This window comes from Robertmurraya sp. FSL R5-0851, assembly GCF_038002965.1.
Lineage (GTDB): Bacteria > Bacillota > Bacilli > Bacillales > Cytobacillaceae > Robertmurraya_A > Robertmurraya_A beringensis.
Map to the genome: position 1 here is coordinate 1,143,967 of NZ_JBBOOE010000001.1, position 15,662 is coordinate 1,159,628.

The following is a 15,662-nucleotide window of genomic DNA, read 5'->3' on the forward strand; positions in this document are numbered from 1 at the left end:
TACTCTGGAACCTTTTTTACATACAGAGGCTGCTATTAGCCTTGCGTTGTTGTTTCCTCACTGTCCAATGCTTTTTCTAAATCCTCATCTTTGATTTTTACATCAGCATCTTTAAGCTCACGTTCCATGGCTTCAGTGATCGATGCTTCGTCTAGCTTGGACACTTTTACTTGGTGTTCAATTTCAGCCTTCATATCTTCATATGATTCTTTTTCTTTCTTTTCAGTTACCTGGATAATGTGGTACCCATGTTCTGTTTTTACAGGATCACTGATTTTGTTGACTTCAAGTGCATAGGCAGCTTCTTCAAACTCTTCAAACTCAGCAACCATTTGTCCAGCTCCAAACCAGCCAAGGTCTCCACCGTTTGCTGCAGATGCTGTATCTGTAGAGAATTCTTTTGCTACATCTTCAAATTTCTCTCCAGCATCAAGCTTAGCTTTTACTTCTTTTGCTTTTGCCTCATCTTCAACTAAAATGTGACGAGCTTTAATTTGTGGCTTAAAGTTTTCGTAGTATTCCTTCATTTCTTCTTCTGTAGCCTCAATATCTTTCACTGCAGCTTTTTCTTGTAGCATACCGATTCTGAACGTTTCACGAAGGTCATCTTCGCTATCGTATCCATATTGAGATAAAGCAACTTCAAAATTGTCCCCTAGTTGCTCTTTTAATTCTGCAATTTTTTCATCTAACTCTTCATCGCTTACTTCATAGTTGTCAGAAAGAACTTTTTCATAAACAAGCTCACGTAAAGTAGCTTCTCCGTATTTTTCTTTCATTGCCTCGTAAAGCTCGTCCTTCGTAATATCCCCTGCAGACGTTTCTACAACTGTTGCAGAATCATTGGCATTATTACAGGCAGTTAAAGTAATGATGCCAGCAATGACTGATAGGGATAACATCCATTTTTTCATCTTGAACACTCCTACAAAATTATTTCGTATCATTCGGTCACAAACATTACTATACCATACCTGATGGGAAGAGCAAAAAAAAAATATCTGTTCCACAATGGTAAATCTTCAAAAATAAGTAAATGGCCCATCCCATTATGGAATGGGTTACATAATATAAAGGGAACTAGCAAATAGTTCACCCAAGAAATCAGGCATCCTTCAAAATGATTGGAATGCCACGATAAAAATTAGAGAGAAAGGGAGGTTTTAAAGATGGGACACAATGGCTTTGCGCTACTTGTTGTTTTATTCATCTTGTTGATTATTGTGGGGGCAGCTTATTGTTAAGCTCCATATGAAATATAATGAATCCTTTTAACGGATGTAGCTCTACTTGAATAGGATATATTAACTTTCCTTGAGAGGAGGTGTTAGAATGGGTCACTCATATGGTGGAGGCTTCGCGCTAATTGTAGTATTGTTCATCCTTTTAATCATCGTTGGTGCTGCTTGGCTATAAGCGAATAAATGAATAAGAAAAAAGAGCGGTGGATGAATGTCCACCGCTCCTTATTGTTCTATGTAAATAGGATTTCTACATAGGAAGATATCAGAAGGATTGTTATTAATATATTAATCGTCCTAAAAATTTGTGGCTGTCGTTCTTCTGGAATCTCTTTCTGTAAGCAGAGAGAGTTTGTAAGTTTGTTAATTTGGAATAAAATAAAAACGGCAAGTACTATAAAAAGAAAAATCATCGTTAAATCCCTCCTATGGGAAGGTGTTTTCTTGTATTGTATCATAATCAATTTTTAAGTTAAAAGAAAAATTGATTTTAGCAGTGATTAAAGAAAGAGGACATCAGTAAGATGTCCCTTCCTTATTGATAATTAGTATTTCATAACCATCTTCATTTTCTTCAATAAATGCATTCTTAGGAGCGCTAAGTACATCTTTACCGCAAATAAGATCAGAAACACACAATCCAATATGGTAAGCTAGTAAAATCGTAAAATAGTGTGCGTAATGCGGAAATACGAAGCAAGCTGCTAATAATACCGAATTGATAATGACAAATGGCGATAGTAGAGCGATTAAGAACTGATACTTTTTAATTGGTTCTGTAATTTGAATTTTGATTGTTGGAATAAAACCCAACTTAATATCTACAATTTTTCTGATCTTCTCATTCATATGAGCAATTGGTAAAAAATGTAGAAGTTTATGAGCCGGATACAATAAAATTAATGCTAAAATAAAATAAATAAAATGATTGTCATAAAAGGCTGTTGCAACAAATAAGTATGTTGCCGGAATATAAAGTAGAATAAAAGTAAATAACATAGTTAAGGCAGACAGTATAAAAAGACGCTGCGATCCATATTGTCTTGTAAAGTTTATTGTTTTCCAGCAATTCAAGCGAATCAGCCTCCAAATGGAGATATAAGTATTTTGTAAGCTTCATATGTTCCACTTACTTTAGATACTTTACGATGAACAGATAAAAAAATCAATAGGAAAACAGCAAACAATTTTCGATAAATTTTTTGTCATATCATTTTACATTTTATACAATAGAATGAAGGAAGAATAGAAAAGAGGTAGAAGGATGTTTGACGAGGAATTATTAGAAAGAATAAAGCGCTTAGAGTACCATCAATCCTTACTTTTAAAGATGATTGGTAGTAATAATGGCAAATTTGATCTGTTAGTAATTGAAAGAGGTTTATCTGAACGTGATGTACAGGTATTTTGTACGAATTGTGAACGAATGAGCATAGAATTGGAAGAACAGAAAGCGGAAGGCTTTGTATATTTTCATCCGCTTTTTAAAAAGTTTAAAGAAGAATTACATCCACGCTTACAAGTAGAAGAAGTAATTCATGCGTGTATCCTTCAAAGACTGTTTCTACCACTAATGGATGAGCTTAAAAGGTACTTATGATTATACATACTCAGACGATGATTTTTTCTTTGTAAGCTTTCCTTCCTTCTCTTCAAAATCCTCTTCAATGTTTCTAAAGGATGTTTCGAAAATCTCCATAAAGTCGTCCCCATAAATATTTCGAACAATGGCCATTACCTCAATGATATCTGGAAACTTGCCGTATAGTTCCTTTAATGGCAAAGCACCTGAGAAAGCAGCATTTCCTGATGGTTCATAGTGTTCCATTAAGTCCAGAAGGATGCTTTCTCCTTTATCCGTAATTTGTACATACGTGTTTCGCTTATCATTTTCCTTTTTAGAGAATTGTAAAAGTCCTCGCTCCTCTAGTTTCTTTGAAAAGTTAAAAGCTGTTGAAACATGCATGACCCCAAATTTCGCCACATCAGAGATGGATGCACCATTTAGATGGTAAGCAATCCATAAAATATGATGTTCATTAATGTTTAGATCATGTGGCTTAATCCAATGTTGCCAATCCTTTTCAATGGCTTTCCAGAGAGCTTTGCTTAGTTGTGCAATTCTCTGACTAAATAGCATTGCTTCTTTCATTGTATAATCTTTTCCCGCCATCCCTATTAGTCACCCACTTTTTTTTGTCTATTATTTTCATTATGCCAATAAAACAAAAATTAATAAAGATGTAATTTACAAAATTTTTAGAAATTAGATAAAATTTTATTTCCAATTAAGAAGATAGTGATAGATTTATAAGATTTATGGAAATAAACGTTAAATAATATGAGAAGATTTCCATTAAATAAAAAAAATCCTTCTTTTCATATGAAAAAAAGGACAGACAAAATCTTAAATTCTAGAGTGATTAATTTTTTCCTAAATCATTTTCAAGTTTGCGTAACGCTTCTTGTATCAAATCTAGCTCTATTTTAATCGCATGTTGGTTGTCGGCCGTAGACTCCTTCCAGGCTTGTACACTAATTTTAATATCTGTTATCAAGCTTGAAAGGACGACTTTCCCTTCTTTAGTTACTGAAGCAACCTCTTTGCTCAGATCTCGTATAGAAGTGCTTAAAGCGGCCAAATTTTGTCTCCATTCCTCTTCAGAGCGAACTAGGTTTTTCCGCAGAGCAACACCAGATTGAGGAGTTGTTAGGAGCGTAGCAATACCACTAGCAATTCCACCAACTACCACTCCTAGAAGAACTTTCTTTGCATTCATAAGCTCACCCCTAATAAACGTTTATAGGACTTATATTAACATGATTCATCATGGGTAAACATGTTGTTTCACATAGATTATATAAAACAAGCATATATATAAATATTTCACGAACAAGTAGGTGGTATGGGTGGTAAGCTTATTAGTTTTAATAAGCATTATTTGTTTTGTAGCCGCAGTTTTCTATATGTTATCACTATTGAAACCAGGTTTTTATCCTCCAAAAAAGCGGTTGAAAAAGAGGGCAAGTGCATTTTTAGGGACTGGAATCATCCTTTTGTTAGCTGCCATTCTTCTATCCAGCATAAAATAGAAAAGAACCCTTAAAGGGTTCTTTTCTATTAACTAGAAGTAACTTGCTGGTTAAGTTTTGTTCTTTTAACAATTGCATAGGCAATTGGGTAAAGTACAATCATAGCAATTGTGTTAACCACCGTAGCAGGTAAGACCACACCAGCAAATAATGCGGCAAATGGACCAGGTAACCCAGCGATTACACTAGCTGCACTTAAGAATACAAGTCCGGACACAACTGTACCAACAGCAGTTAATACACCAACACTAACCATATTGTTTCTAAACTTCTTAAGAGCTAGAAATAGGCCAAAGAAAACAAAAGCAGTGATAGGCTTATCGATAATATTCGGGAATAGTCCTCCAGGAAAGCTTGTAGTTAAGCCAGAAATGATGCCTGTTACTAATGAAACAAGCAGCACATTTTTCTTTTCTGGAAATAGCATAATTCCTAAAAACATCATCGTTAACATCATGTCAGGCTTCATTCCAAAAAGAATTGGTGGAACTACTGCATGTAATACCGCACCCATACCCACTAGTAATGATAGTGCAACAAGATTTTTCGTATTCATTTCTCATCTCTCCTCGTCTGTTCTTCTCTCATTTTCGTTCCTCCTATAGTGCACTCTTTGCCTATAGCGAAAAACTTGCTCTTATTATATCACACTACAAATTATATAAAAAGTTAACTAATCTGGTTATTATTTTTGCGAAAACTTCTTCATGAACTCAGCTAGCTTTTCAACATTCTCAAGAGGAACAGCATTATAAATGGATGCACGGCAACCACCGACTGAGCGGTGACCATTTAAACCAACAAAGCCTTCTTCTTTTGCCTGTTGAAGGAAAACTTTTGTTGCTTCTTCACTTTGTAAAGTGAAAGTCACATTCATCTTCGAACGGCTATTAAGTGTGGCATGCCCATTATAAAAACCTTCACTCTCATCAATGGCATCGTATAGAAGCTTAGCTTTTTGATCGTTGATTTTTTCTATTGCTGTCACACCACCTTGATTTTCAACCCAATCAAGTACAAGCTTCAATAAATAAATAGCGATTGTTGGCGGTGTGTTATATAAGGAATTGTTGTCTGCATAAGTTTTGTAATTAAGCATGGTTGGTAACGCATCTGTGGAGCGTTCTAACAGGCTTTTCTTTATAATAACAACAGTAACTCCTGAAGGTCCTAGGTTTTTCTGTGCTCCAGCGTAAATTAGTCCAAATTGATCCACTTGAATAGGCTTGCTTAAAATATCACTCGACATATCTCCGATTAAAGGAACAGGCGAATTTGGGAAGCTTTGCCATTGTGTACCAAAAATTGTGTTGTTACTAGTAATATGAAGGTAGGCAGTATCAGATGAAAGATCTGAAAGAGTAAACTCCGGAATAGAGTTATAATTGCTTTCTTTACTTGAAGCGAGGATGCTCGTTTGTCCAACTTTTTTTGCTTCCTTTAACGCTTTTTCAGACCAAGCACCGGAAAGGATGTAGGAAGCGGTTTGACCTTCCTTCAGCAGATTCATTGGAACCATAGAAAACTGAGTGCTAGCGCCACCTTGTAAGAAAAGGACTTCATAATCATCAGGAATGTTCATTAGCGTTCTAAGCTTTGAGATGGCACCATCGTGAACTTCCTCATAGGGTTTACTTCTATGGCTTAACTCCATTACCGACATGCCGGTACCATTAAAATTAAGCAAATGCTTTTGAGCTTCAATTAGAACCTCTGCCGGAAGAGCAGCTGGTCCTGCATTAAAATTAAGTGCGCGATTCATACAATACATACCTCCAGTTAGATGTTTACGGTTTAAAGCAGCAAAGAAAAAAGATATATTTATCCTAACAGAAATTCGTACTATGTAAAGATGAGAATTTGAACATTATGAAAATTTTAAAAAGGAAAAGAAAAAAAGACTGTCCGAAAAGAACAGTCTTACAATTCGCTACTGATAGAATCCGCAATTTTACGAAGATCGTCTGGCGTGTAGTTACTTTGATTAGACTTCCAAACAGCACCGAATCCATCTCCTTCACCATAGCGTGGAATCAGATGCATGTGGAAGTGGAACACGGATTGTCCAGCTTTTTCACCATTATTATTCACAAGATTTAGACCAACTGGGTGATACGCATCTTTAATGGCATTGGCAATCTTAGGAGCCACTTTGAATAATTCGCTAGAAATTTCGGGAGTCAATTCGTATAGATTTTCCTTATGTACCTTTGGAATGATTAATGTATGTCCCTTTGTTACTTGGCTTATATCTAAAAACGCAACCACGTGGTCATTTTCAAATACTTTCGCTGCGGGAATATCTCCATTCACAATTTTGCAAAAAATACAATCGCTCATTATTTGTCCCTCCTATTCATATATATGTATATTTTACCATAGAATTTAAACAAATAAGAGGGCAGGATTCGCCAGGAATCCCGCCCGTTCTTGAAGGGGAAAGCTTTTTAATCGTTCTATAGCAATAAATTCTCTTTGATAAACACCTCATTTAAAAATGATTTGTCTATAGAGATTTAGATCCTTTGTTCAAGCGAACCATCCCCTTATCTTTATATGTTTTACAACTTATAAAGCATAGCAGATTGGTCTTTTGCGAACACCTCATTTATAAAAATGTGGTTAGATCAACGCATATAGGAACGTTTAACGTATCGTGATTGATTATTATCGCCCACTGACACCTCATTTCGATGATTGAACATCTACTTGTTGCTCCCCTTCGAATATTATCATGCCCGCATTAAGAGGTTCTATACAAAAAGAAATGAAATTTTTTTATAAATGCCTATTTCTATTTTTTAGAATGACATTTTGTTAAAATGGTGCTAACAACTAATGGAGGAAGATAAATGACACTTTTGCAGCTTTCAAATATAACCGGTGGATATACTAGAAACCCTGTTTTAAAAGACATTTCTTTTGATGTGAAAGCGAATGAAATTGTAGGTCTAATTGGACTGAACGGGGCAGGCAAAAGCACAACCATTAAACATATTATTGGCTTGATGGAGCCACAATCGGGTGAAATTACGATTAATGGAAAAGCGATACATACAAGCAAAGAGGAATATCGAAGAGAATTTACGTTTGTACCCGAAACACCCATTCTTTATGACGAGTTAACATTGGATGAGCATTTACGTTTAACTGCTATGGCATACGGTCTAGAAGAAAAGACCTTTCAGGAGAGAAAAGAAACCCTGTTGAAGGAGTTTCGAATGAGTAAGAGGCTAAAGTGGTTTCCTGCTCATTTCTCAAAAGGAATGAAACAAAAGGTAATGATTATGTGTGCTTTTTTGGTTCAGCCTTCTCTTTACATTGTGGATGAACCTTTTGTAGGTCTGGATCCACTTGGAATTCAATCTTTGTTAGATCTTATGAAGAAGATGAAGGAAAGCGGTGCAGGGATATTAATGTCTACCCACATACTTGCAACGGCGGAAAGATATTGTGATCGGTTTGTTATTCTTCACGAAGGTAAGGTTCGTGCAAAGGGCACTTTAGCAGAATTAAGGGAGCAATTTTCAATGCCAGATGCTACACTTGATGATCTTTATATCCAACTGACAAAGGAAGAAGATTATGTTTGATGCACTTAAGTTGTGGAGGGAGCGACTCGGTACAGCAAGTAAAGAAATTGGTCGTTATTCTCGATATATTTTTAACGGTCATATTGTCATTGTCCTGGTATTTTTATTAGGAACGGCTGCTTTCTACTATCAAGAATGGGTAAAGACATTATCAAGCGATTTTCCCGTAGCCCTATTAATGGCAATCATTTTGTCCCTAGTGGTTACAATTAGTCCTATTTTTACTTTTGTAGTTGATCCTGATAAAGTGTTTCTTCTTGCCCTTGAAGAAAGACTTCAATCATATTTTAATCGCAGCATTCTTTTGAGTTTTTTCATTGGCTTGTACTTGTTAGTACTTTTCCTCGGTGTCTTAATGCCGATTTATGCTCAAGTAACAGGAAGTGGTTTTCATCATTTCCTCCCGTTTCTTGTCGTCTTAGCAGGGCTAAAACTGTTAAATCTGTATATTAGATGGAGAGTACAATATTATGTGGAGGAGTCCACTCAAAGGCTAGATACGGTCATCCGGTTTGTGGTGAATGGAGTATTTTTATATCTTTTGTTCAATCAAGCAGCTATTTGGTTAATTGGGGTTGTCGCTTTTTTATTACTTCTTCTTTTCTTTACTTACTATAACCAAACACAGAATAAGGGGTTAAAATGGGAGCGTCTTATTCAGCTAGAAGACAGAAGAATGATGTCATTCTATCGCTTAGCCAATCTGTTTACAGATGTTCCGAAGTTAAAGGATGAGGTAAAGAGACGCAGGTGTTTAGATTGGATACCCTCAAGTTTGCCCTATCATCAGGATGCTACTTTTTTACATTTATTTCTTCAAACTTTTATCAGAGGTGGAGATTATTTAGGCTTGTGGATACGTCTGACTGTTATTGGAGGACTAGTCCTTTATTTTGTCACTTTTGGATATGGACAAATTCTTTTTGTTGTACTGTTTCTTTACTTAACAGGTTTTCAATTACTCCCATTATGGAATCACCATCAAAACAAGCTATGGATACAGTTATATCCAGTAAAAGAAATAACGAAAAAAATATCATTTCAGAAGCTTCTTTTTGTCGTATTAAGCATTCAATCCCTTTTACTATCCATTTCAATCATCTTAAAGGGTGACTTGATGATTAGTGCTGTTGCATTGTTCGCAGGGGTTGCATTTAGTTATTTGTTTGTATATCAGTATAGTCATAAAAAGCTGACGTAATTTTTGCAAAGCTGGTTACACTATGACTACCCAGAAAAGAAAGGGGAGTCATGATGGAAAATACAAGTCAATTTGTTGATAAACTGGCAGAAGATAAAAAAAAGGAACTAAAAAATAAGAAGCGTGGAAATAATCACCCAGAGAAAAGGCTTCCGAATAAGCAGCATTAAGTTGAAGAAGGCGAATGCCTTCTTCTTTTTTGAAACAAAAGTCTTGTTTGAACGTATAAAAGAGAGGAGGGGAAATTTTGATGAATGAATACGAATTAAAGATTTATCATGAAATTGTTTTATGGAAACGGAAATTATTAAAAAAATCACCAATCCTTCAGCGAGTATCCAAAAAATCACAGGGAAAAATTAATGAGTTAATCCCTGCAAAGGCGCATCAATTCATCACTGATAGTATTAAACAAATGGTTAAAGCTCTACTAGTAGGGTCATATATCACGACAAAGAAAGAGAATAGGGCAGGTTCATCTTTAATGGAAAAAGATAAAATGGCTGCTGAAAAACTTTCCTTTTACCGAAAAACAGCCACTCTAGAGGGAGCAGGAACAGGAGCAGGAGGGATTTTTTTAGGTTTAGCTGACTTTCCGCTGCTACTGTCCATTAAAATGAAATACTTAAGTGAAATGGCTACCATATACGGTTTTAATCCCGAAAAGCTTGAAGAACGAATATTTATTTTACATGTGTTCTCACTAGCTTTCTCAAGTGATGAAAAAAGACTGGAAACATTTGAGGTGATTGAAAATTGGGAGGCAAGAAAACAAAATTATGAAGATCTGGACTGGCAATCTTTCCAACAAGAGTACCGAGATCATATTGACTTTATAAAAATGCTTCAGCTAGTCCCTGGGATTGGAGCCGTTGTAGGGGCATATGCAAACTATAATCTTCTAGACTCTTTAGGAGAAGTGGCAATGAACTGTTATCGTCTTCGTTTACTTAAAAGGGCCCCACAACCTGAGTAGTAGGGCATTTTTTTATGCTTGAGACAATAAGGCTTGATTAAAAGTGAGGGGGATTTGAACAATAAAGACAAAGAAAAGGTTGAGTCAGTCCGAATGCGGGTTTGATTCGGACAGGAGACGCAAGGAGAAGTAGGAGGTAGTCCGAATGCGGGGTTGATTCGGACAGCAAAGGTAAGGAGAAGAAGGAGTCAGTCCGAATGCGGGGTTGATTTGGACAGGAAACGCAAGGAGAAGAAGGAGGTAGTCCGAATAGGGGGTTGATTCGGACAGGGAAGCCAAGGAGAAGAAGGAGGTAGTCCGAATAGGGGGTTGATTCGGACAGGAAAGGCAAGGAGAAGAAGGAGGTAGTCCGAATGCGGGTTTGATTCGGACAGGAGACGTAAGGAGAAGAGGGAGTCAGTCCGAATGCGGGGTTGATTCGGACAGGAAAGCCAAGGAGAAGAGGGAGTCAGTCCGAAACAGACAGAATTAGGTTCAAAATGCTTTTCGATGTCTTAAACACAGGCTACTTTAAAAGGAAAAAGCTTGGAGGTTATCTCCAAGCTTTATTTATAGTTAATGGCAGCTGACAAGAGCGTTTTAGCAGCTACGAGTAGGGCTTGTTCATCGATGTCGAATTTCGGGTGATGATGTGGGTAAGCAATCTCCACACCGACAGGCTTTGCCCCCGTAAAGAAGAAGGTTCCTTTCACATGCTGGAGATAATAGGCGAAATCTTCTCCACCCATTTGCAGCTCTGCTTCTTCTACTACTTTGATGTCTTCCATATCATTTGCTAGTTGAACCAGATACTCCGTTTCTTCTTTATGGTTAACAACTGCTGGATAACCTTTTATATACTCATAAGAATACGAGCAGTCGGAGGCAATGCAAGTACCCTTTACAATGCGTTCGATTTCGTCAGCGATAAAGTCACGAAGGTCTTCGTTAAATGTGCGGACGGTTCCGATTAATTTTGCTTTATCCGCAATTACGTTAAATGCATTGTCTGCGACAAAGGATCCTACGGTTACGACAGCAGACTCCACTGGATTAACACGTCTGCTTACAATCTGTTGTAAATTGGATACGAGTTGGGCACCAACAACAATGGAATCCTTTGTTTTGTGTGGCTGTGCTCCATGTCCCCCTTTGCCTTGGACGGTAATCACAAATCGATCTGCTGCGGCCATAATAGGACCAGTTCGGTATTGGATTTTTCCTGTGGGCTCGCTTGCCCATAAATGCGTACCAAAGATAACGTCTACCCCTTCAAGACAACCCGCTTCAATCATGGATGCCGCGCCTCCTGGAGCATACTCTTCTGCATGTTGATGAATCATAATATATGTACCGTGAAGTTCATCTTTTAATTCATGGAGTACTTTAGCTAGGACAAGTAGGGAGGCAGTGTGACCATCGTGGCCACAAGCATGCATAACACCTGGAACAGTTGATTTGTACGGGACATCCTTTTCATCCTGAATAGGAAGTGCATCAAAGTCTGCACGTAAGGCAATTGTTTTTCCAGGATAATTTCCTTGGATCTTTGCTACTACTCCATTGCCACCGACACCTCTTTGAACTTCCACTCCAAGTTTTTCGTAATAAGATGCGATAAAGTTAGCTGTATTCACTTCCTGAAAAGAAAGCTCTGGATGCTGATGTAAGTATCTTCTAATCTCAACCATTTCAGGATAATAATCTTCTAGCTTCGTAAACAGTGTCGTAAGCAAATTAATCCCCACTCCTTTTACTAATTTCAGATAATTATAACATCTTTTTTGCTTGAAAAATGGTTTTCTTTGCTTGAAAAAAAGAAAAACAAAAGACTACCTGAGGGTAGTCTTTCGTTCGTTAAATAGATAAAAACTTCACGCAAACTGCATAAGGAACGGTAATGTCTGATTGAAGAAGACTTAACTTTCCTGATTCTTTGTCTCTAGCAAAAAGGACAAGGTTGCCTGACTCTTGATTGGATGCAACAATATACGATTCTGTAGGGTCTAGTGCAAAGTCACGTGGCCAATCACCTTCTGTAGATGTATGTTCTAAAAATGAAAGGGAGCCATTCTCATCTGCAACAAAGCTCGCAATACTATTATGTCCTCTATTACCAGCGTAAACAAAACGCCCATCAGAGCTAATGTGAATTGCGCTTCCTTGATTGTTTTCGGTAAAACTTGAGGGAAGTGTAGAAATGGCTTGAATTTGTTTTAAGCTACCGTTAGTTGAATCGTATTGAAGAACTAGTACCTCTCCACTAAATTCGGTCATCACATAAGCGAGTGGTTTTGTTGGATGAAACACAATATGTCTTGGGCCACTTCCAGGTTTCACAGAAAGTTCATAAACTAGAGATAATTGATCTTCTTTCAGTTCATATGTAAAGATTTTATCAATTCCAAGTTCAACTGCCACCACGTATTTTCCATCAGGCGTTAAGCCAGAGAAGTGGGTATGTGCCTTCTCCTGTCTAGGATCTGGACCGCTTCCAGTATGGGCAACACTTGAAGAAGCAGGTTGGATTTCACCCGTCTCTGCGTTTACCTTATGCACTTCAACCGTTCCTTTATGGTAGTTCGCAGTAAACAGTGCGGTATTATCTGGGTTTATCTCTAAGTGACAAGGAGGAGAACCAGCCGACCCTTGATCATTAATTTTTTGAAGCTTTCCTGTACCTTCTTCAATTGAAAAAGAAGTTACTCCACCTAGATCACCATTTTTTGAAACGGAATAAAGAAATTTGTTATCGCCTGTAATAGAAACATAGGTAGGGTTTTCTACTTTACCTGCAAGTTCAACCTCTTCAATTTTTCCAGCTTTTGTGTCTAAAACAAAGCGATAAATCCCTTCACTATCACCTTTTGTGTACGTTCCTACATATCCAATTACTTTATCAGCGCTACTCAAGGCATTCCCTCCAATAAATTAATATACAATGTTATCCTATTCTTACAGTCAATGAAAATCAAGAAGGAAGTCTTATTTTGATTATCAACTTGACAAGAAATAGAGAGAAATGTTAACTTTTCAGAAAATTCCGTAGAACGAAACAAACATATTTTAGAAAGAAATAGATTCTAGGGGAGTAGGTTCGACATGATTATTTCTCGTCTCATGATGATACTCGGAGAACTAATGGGAGCGAAGGTGCCTATTACGAGCGAGTATTTAGCTAGTGTTATTAAAGTAACATCAAGAACCATTCGAAATGATATGAAAGACCTTCAGGCAATCCTTGAAAAGAACGGTGCAGATATTAAATCAGTACGAGGAACAGGATACGAACTAGTTGTAAATAATAACCAGCAGTTTATCAACTTTATAAATGAAGTGTTTCAAGATACGGCTGAAACGAGTGTTGGAAGACCGGACTCACCTGAAGAACGGATACGGTATATTATTACGAGGCTACTTCTAACAAATAAATTTGTAAAGCTTGATCACTTGGCTGATGAAATATTTGTTAGTCGCTCAACCATATTAAATGACGTAAAGGATATTAAGAAAATCCTCTCACGGTATGGATTAAGTTTAGAAAAGAAACCTAATTATGGTTTAAGGATTAAAGGTGATGAAGTCAAGGTTCGCTTTTGTATGTCGGATTATATCTTTAATAAAAAAAGGGACGAACTTGATGTTGTTAATGAACAACTGAATATCCTTACCAAGGAAGAAATACTAGTGATTCGAAACGTCATTTTAGCGCTTATTAGAGAGCATCATATCACCCTATCTGATGTCGGGTTAAATAATTTAATTATCCATGTAGCAATAGCTTGTAAGCGCATCCGTGAAGGGAATCATGTGTTATTGTATTCAGATGAGCTAAATGAAATCATTGGACAAAAGGAATTTTCTGTTGCTGAAAAAATTGTGAAAAACCTAAGTGAAAGCCTCATGGTTGATTTTCCAGAAAATGAAGTCGCTTATATAGCCATTCATCTTTTAGGTACGAAAATGATTGAAAAATCACCTGGTGAGCAAGTGGAGAAAGTGATTGATAAAAAAATTGCTCAATTAGTATCTGATATTCTTGCAAAAATCGATGAAAATCTGTCATTAGGAATTAGCGAAGATAAAGAACTCCTAGAGCAAATGTGTCTACATATTAAGCCAGCAATCAATCGGTACCGTTATGGAATGAACTTGAGAAATCCAATGATTAATGAAATCAAGGCTAATTATCCAGTAGCGTTTCAAGCTGGGCTCATTGCTGGAAAAGAGTTAAAAAAACAACTTAGTATTGATATAGACGAAAATGAAATTGGATACCTAGCCCTCCATATTGGAGTCGCTATGGAGCGGAAGCAAATCCACCATGGTCCGAAAAGATGCTTAATTGTATGTGCATCAGGAGTAGGGAGTGCGAGATTGCTTTACTATAAGCTTCAGTCAACCTTTGGGCCAAAGCTTGATATTGTTGACACAACCGAATTTTATAAACTTCAGCAGATGGATCTACATGATATTGATTTCATTATTAGTACAGTACCTATTCAGCAAAAAATGTCCATTCCAGTCATTCATGTGAACACATTTTTAGGTGATCAAGATTTAAATAAAATTAAGTCGGCTGTATCAGAGCAAACGACAACCCTCGAGTATACAAGGGAAGAGCTAGTTTTCTTACAACAAGCACTTTTATCGAAGGAAGAAGTTTTATCTTACATGTTCTCGAATTTGAAAGAAATGGGTTTGATAGATGATGTTTTCATTGAATCAGTGAAGGAGAGGGAATCTCTTTCTTCCACCTCCTTTGGAAATTTTGTTGCTATTCCACATCCATTAAATCCATTAACAGACGAGACATTTTGGTCGATTTGTACCTTACAGAAGCCAATAGAGTGGGACGATAAACTGGTGCAATTTGTTTGTTTGCTTAGTGTCGAAAGAGATAGTAGTGGAGATTTACAGCGAATGTACGATATGTTAGGTAAAGTGATCGATGATCGTGAGTTAGTACAACAATTAATTAAGGCAAAGACCTATCATGAATTTAAAGACACCTTCTTAAAGTTATAGAGGCTGGTGTCTTTTCTTTTAATAGAGGAACCTGAATGGGAGCTTTTACTTTGGCGAATTAGTATAGGAGGAGTTGCGATGAATATCTTGTTATGCTGTGCAGCTGGTATGTCAACAAGCTTGCTAGTAAGAAAAATGAATCAAATTTCAATCGATCAGGGTGAAATCAATAAAATCTGGGCAGTACCCGGGGATGTTGTGTATAAACATATAAAAGATGCAGACATAATCCTATTAGGTCCACAAGTTCGCCATCTACTACCTGAACTTAAAAAGCTTGGAGAAGAAAAAGGCATTCCAGTAGACGTGATTAACACGGTTCATTATGGAACTTGTAATGGTACTGAAGTATTGAAATATGCAAAACTTTTAAAAAATAAATAACCGGAAAACAGGGAGTGAGTTCCCTGTTTTTTTTTGTGTAAAAAAGCGTTCAATAGCCATTTCCTTTGAGAAACGGAAAAACGATAGATGTAAGTGAAAGCGGTTTACAATTACAATAAAGACATCAAGAAGAGATAAACAAAGTGAAACAAACAAAGTGAAACAAA

The 15,662-nt window shown here is 36.8% G+C and carries 19 protein-coding genes; 9 read left to right on the forward strand and 10 right to left on the reverse strand.

All coding sequences use genetic code 11. The features are described 5' to 3' along the window. Positions 1-35: 35 nt before the first annotated feature. Entirely contained in the window at positions 36-914 is an 879-nt protein-coding gene (locus tag MKX65_RS05915; protein WP_340902784.1) for a peptidylprolyl isomerase, read from the reverse strand. Positions 915-1,169: 255 nt separating this feature from the next. On the opposite strand from MKX65_RS05915, the gene MKX65_RS05920 reads away from it, so the two are divergent. Together MKX65_RS05920 and MKX65_RS05925 are read left to right on the forward strand one after the other, a co-directional pair. Next, positions 1,170-1,244 (forward strand): YjcZ family sporulation protein, encoded by a 75-nt coding sequence (locus tag MKX65_RS05920; protein ID WP_160548211.1) that lies wholly within the window; start codon positions 1,170-1,172, stop codon positions 1,242-1,244. Between the two features lie 88 nt (positions 1,245-1,332). Then, positions 1,333-1,416 carry a YjcZ family sporulation protein gene (locus MKX65_RS05925; protein ID WP_119707122.1) on the forward strand — a complete coding sequence of 28 codons (84 nt, stop codon included), beginning with the start codon at positions 1,333-1,335 and terminating at the stop codon, positions 1,414-1,416. 58 nt (positions 1,417-1,474) lie between these two features. On the opposite strand, the gene MKX65_RS05930 is transcribed toward MKX65_RS05925, so the two are convergent. Together MKX65_RS05930 and MKX65_RS05935 are read right to left on the reverse strand one after the other, a co-directional pair. Then, positions 1,475-1,654, reverse strand: coding sequence for a hypothetical protein (locus MKX65_RS05930; protein WP_119707123.1), 180 nt, complete (start codon positions 1,652-1,654; stop codon positions 1,475-1,477). A 103-nt stretch (positions 1,655-1,757) separates the two neighbouring features. Further along, on the reverse strand, positions 1,758-2,315 hold the full coding sequence (locus MKX65_RS05935; protein ID WP_340902785.1) for a DUF3267 domain-containing protein: 558 nt from the start codon (positions 2,313-2,315) through the stop codon (positions 1,758-1,760). Positions 2,316-2,505: 190 nt separating this feature from the next. Here MKX65_RS05935 and MKX65_RS05940 point away from each other — a divergent pair, with 190 nt between their 5' ends. After that, on the forward strand, positions 2,506-2,841 hold the full coding sequence (locus MKX65_RS05940; protein WP_340902787.1) for a DUF1878 family protein: 336 nt from the start codon (positions 2,506-2,508) through the stop codon (positions 2,839-2,841). On the opposite strand, the gene MKX65_RS05945 is transcribed toward MKX65_RS05940, so the two are convergent. The 5 genes from MKX65_RS05945 to MKX65_RS05965 form a co-directional block, all read right to left on the reverse strand. Next, positions 2,842-3,414, reverse strand: coding sequence for an HTH-type transcriptional regulator Hpr (locus tag MKX65_RS05945; protein WP_160548195.1), 573 nt, complete (start codon positions 3,412-3,414; stop codon positions 2,842-2,844). A gap of 250 nt (positions 3,415-3,664) precedes the next feature. Beyond that, positions 3,665-4,021 carry a YtxH domain-containing protein gene (locus MKX65_RS05950; protein ID WP_340902789.1) on the reverse strand — a complete coding sequence of 119 codons (357 nt, stop codon included), beginning with the start codon at positions 4,019-4,021 and terminating at the stop codon, positions 3,665-3,667. 341 nt (positions 4,022-4,362) lie between these two features. Further along, positions 4,363-4,890 (reverse strand): tryptophan transporter, encoded by a 528-nt coding sequence (locus MKX65_RS05955; RefSeq protein WP_340902791.1) that lies wholly within the window; start codon positions 4,888-4,890, stop codon positions 4,363-4,365. A 129-nt stretch (positions 4,891-5,019) separates the two neighbouring features. After that, positions 5,020-6,096 (reverse strand): 3-phosphoserine/phosphohydroxythreonine transaminase, encoded by a 1,077-nt coding sequence (gene serC / locus MKX65_RS05960; protein ID WP_340902792.1) that lies wholly within the window; start codon positions 6,094-6,096, stop codon positions 5,020-5,022. A 158-nt stretch (positions 6,097-6,254) separates the two neighbouring features. Continuing rightward, complete coding sequence (locus MKX65_RS05965) at positions 6,255-6,674, reverse strand: HIT family protein (RefSeq protein WP_119707130.1); 420 nt, start codon at positions 6,672-6,674, stop codon at positions 6,255-6,257. 512 nt (positions 6,675-7,186) lie between these two features. Between MKX65_RS05965 and MKX65_RS05970 the strand changes: the two genes are divergently transcribed. The 4 genes from MKX65_RS05970 to MKX65_RS05985 all read left to right on the forward strand — a co-directional run bounded on the left by MKX65_RS05970 (position 7,187) and on the right by MKX65_RS05985 (position 10,104). Next, positions 7,187-7,927, forward strand: a complete 741-nt coding sequence (locus MKX65_RS05970; RefSeq protein WP_160548200.1) for an ABC transporter ATP-binding protein — start codon at positions 7,187-7,189, stop codon at positions 7,925-7,927. After that, positions 7,920-9,128, forward strand: a complete 1,209-nt coding sequence (locus MKX65_RS05975; protein ID WP_340902796.1) for an ABC transporter permease — start codon at positions 7,920-7,922, stop codon at positions 9,126-9,128. Before MKX65_RS05970 ends, MKX65_RS05975 begins: the two co-directional genes overlap by 8 nt. Positions 9,129-9,181: 53 nt before the next feature. Then, complete coding sequence (locus tag MKX65_RS05980; protein ID WP_160548213.1) at positions 9,182-9,298, forward strand: DUF4023 family protein; 117 nt, start codon at positions 9,182-9,184, stop codon at positions 9,296-9,298. An 80-nt stretch (positions 9,299-9,378) separates the two neighbouring features. Then, the gene (locus MKX65_RS05985) at positions 9,379-10,104 is read left to right on the forward strand and encodes an EcsC family protein (RefSeq protein WP_340906167.1); all 726 of its coding nucleotides are present in this window, start codon (positions 9,379-9,381) and stop codon (positions 10,102-10,104) included. A gap of 545 nt (positions 10,105-10,649) precedes the next feature. Here the strand turns inward: MKX65_RS05985 and MKX65_RS05990 are convergent. Continuing rightward, positions 10,650-11,819: a M20 family metallopeptidase gene (locus MKX65_RS05990; RefSeq protein ID WP_340902799.1), complete on the reverse strand. Its 1,170-nt coding sequence runs from the start codon at positions 11,817-11,819 to the stop codon at positions 10,650-10,652. A 121-nt stretch (positions 11,820-11,940) separates the two neighbouring features. Next, positions 11,941-12,996: a lactonase family protein gene (locus tag MKX65_RS05995; RefSeq protein WP_340902800.1), complete on the reverse strand. Its 1,056-nt coding sequence runs from the start codon at positions 12,994-12,996 to the stop codon at positions 11,941-11,943. Between the two features lie 189 nt (positions 12,997-13,185). Between MKX65_RS05995 and MKX65_RS06000 the strand changes: the two genes are divergently transcribed. Continuing rightward, positions 13,186-15,111 carry a BglG family transcription antiterminator gene (locus MKX65_RS06000; RefSeq protein ID WP_340902801.1) on the forward strand — a complete coding sequence of 642 codons (1,926 nt, stop codon included), beginning with the start codon at positions 13,186-13,188 and terminating at the stop codon, positions 15,109-15,111. 78 nt (positions 15,112-15,189) lie between these two features. Continuing rightward, entirely contained in the window at positions 15,190-15,495 is a 306-nt protein-coding gene (locus tag MKX65_RS06005; RefSeq protein WP_340902802.1) for a PTS sugar transporter subunit IIB, read from the forward strand. The last annotated feature ends 167 nt before the right edge of the window (positions 15,496-15,662 follow it).

Coding starts and splice junctions, on each gene's coding strand:
- MKX65_RS05955 (WP_340902791.1), bottom strand. CDS start 4,890: ATGAATACGAAAAATCTTGTTGCACTATCATTACTAGTGGGTATGGGT.
- MKX65_RS05930 (WP_119707123.1), bottom strand. CDS start 1,654: ATGATTTTTCTTTTTATAGTACTTGCCGTTTTTATTTTATTCCAAATT.
- MKX65_RS06000 (WP_340902801.1), top strand. CDS start 13,186: ATGATTATTTCTCGTCTCATGATGATACTCGGAGAACTAATGGGAGCG.
- MKX65_RS05985 (WP_340906167.1), top strand. CDS start 9,379: ATGAATGAATACGAATTAAAGATTTATCATGAAATTGTTTTATGGAAA.
- MKX65_RS05970 (WP_160548200.1), top strand. CDS start 7,187: ATGACACTTTTGCAGCTTTCAAATATAACCGGTGGATATACTAGAAAC.
- MKX65_RS05940 (WP_340902787.1), top strand. CDS start 2,506: ATGTTTGACGAGGAATTATTAGAAAGAATAAAGCGCTTAGAGTACCAT.
- MKX65_RS05945 (WP_160548195.1), bottom strand. CDS start 3,414: ATGGCGGGAAAAGATTATACAATGAAAGAAGCAATGCTATTTAGTCAG.
- MKX65_RS06005 (WP_340902802.1), top strand. CDS start 15,190: ATGAATATCTTGTTATGCTGTGCAGCTGGTATGTCAACAAGCTTGCTA.
- MKX65_RS05915 (WP_340902784.1), bottom strand. CDS start 914: ATGAAAAAATGGATGTTATCCCTATCAGTCATTGCTGGCATCATTACT.
- MKX65_RS05950 (WP_340902789.1), bottom strand. CDS start 4,021: ATGAATGCAAAGAAAGTTCTTCTAGGAGTGGTAGTTGGTGGAATTGCT.
- MKX65_RS05975 (WP_340902796.1), top strand. CDS start 7,920: ATGTTTGATGCACTTAAGTTGTGGAGGGAGCGACTCGGTACAGCAAGT.
- MKX65_RS05965 (WP_119707130.1), bottom strand. CDS start 6,674: ATGAGCGATTGTATTTTTTGCAAAATTGTGAATGGAGATATTCCCGCA.
- MKX65_RS05925 (WP_119707122.1), top strand. CDS start 1,333: ATGGGTCACTCATATGGTGGAGGCTTCGCGCTAATTGTAGTATTGTTC.
- MKX65_RS05980 (WP_160548213.1), top strand. CDS start 9,182: ATGGAAAATACAAGTCAATTTGTTGATAAACTGGCAGAAGATAAAAAA.
- serC (WP_340902792.1), bottom strand. CDS start 6,096: ATGAATCGCGCACTTAATTTTAATGCAGGACCAGCTGCTCTTCCGGCA.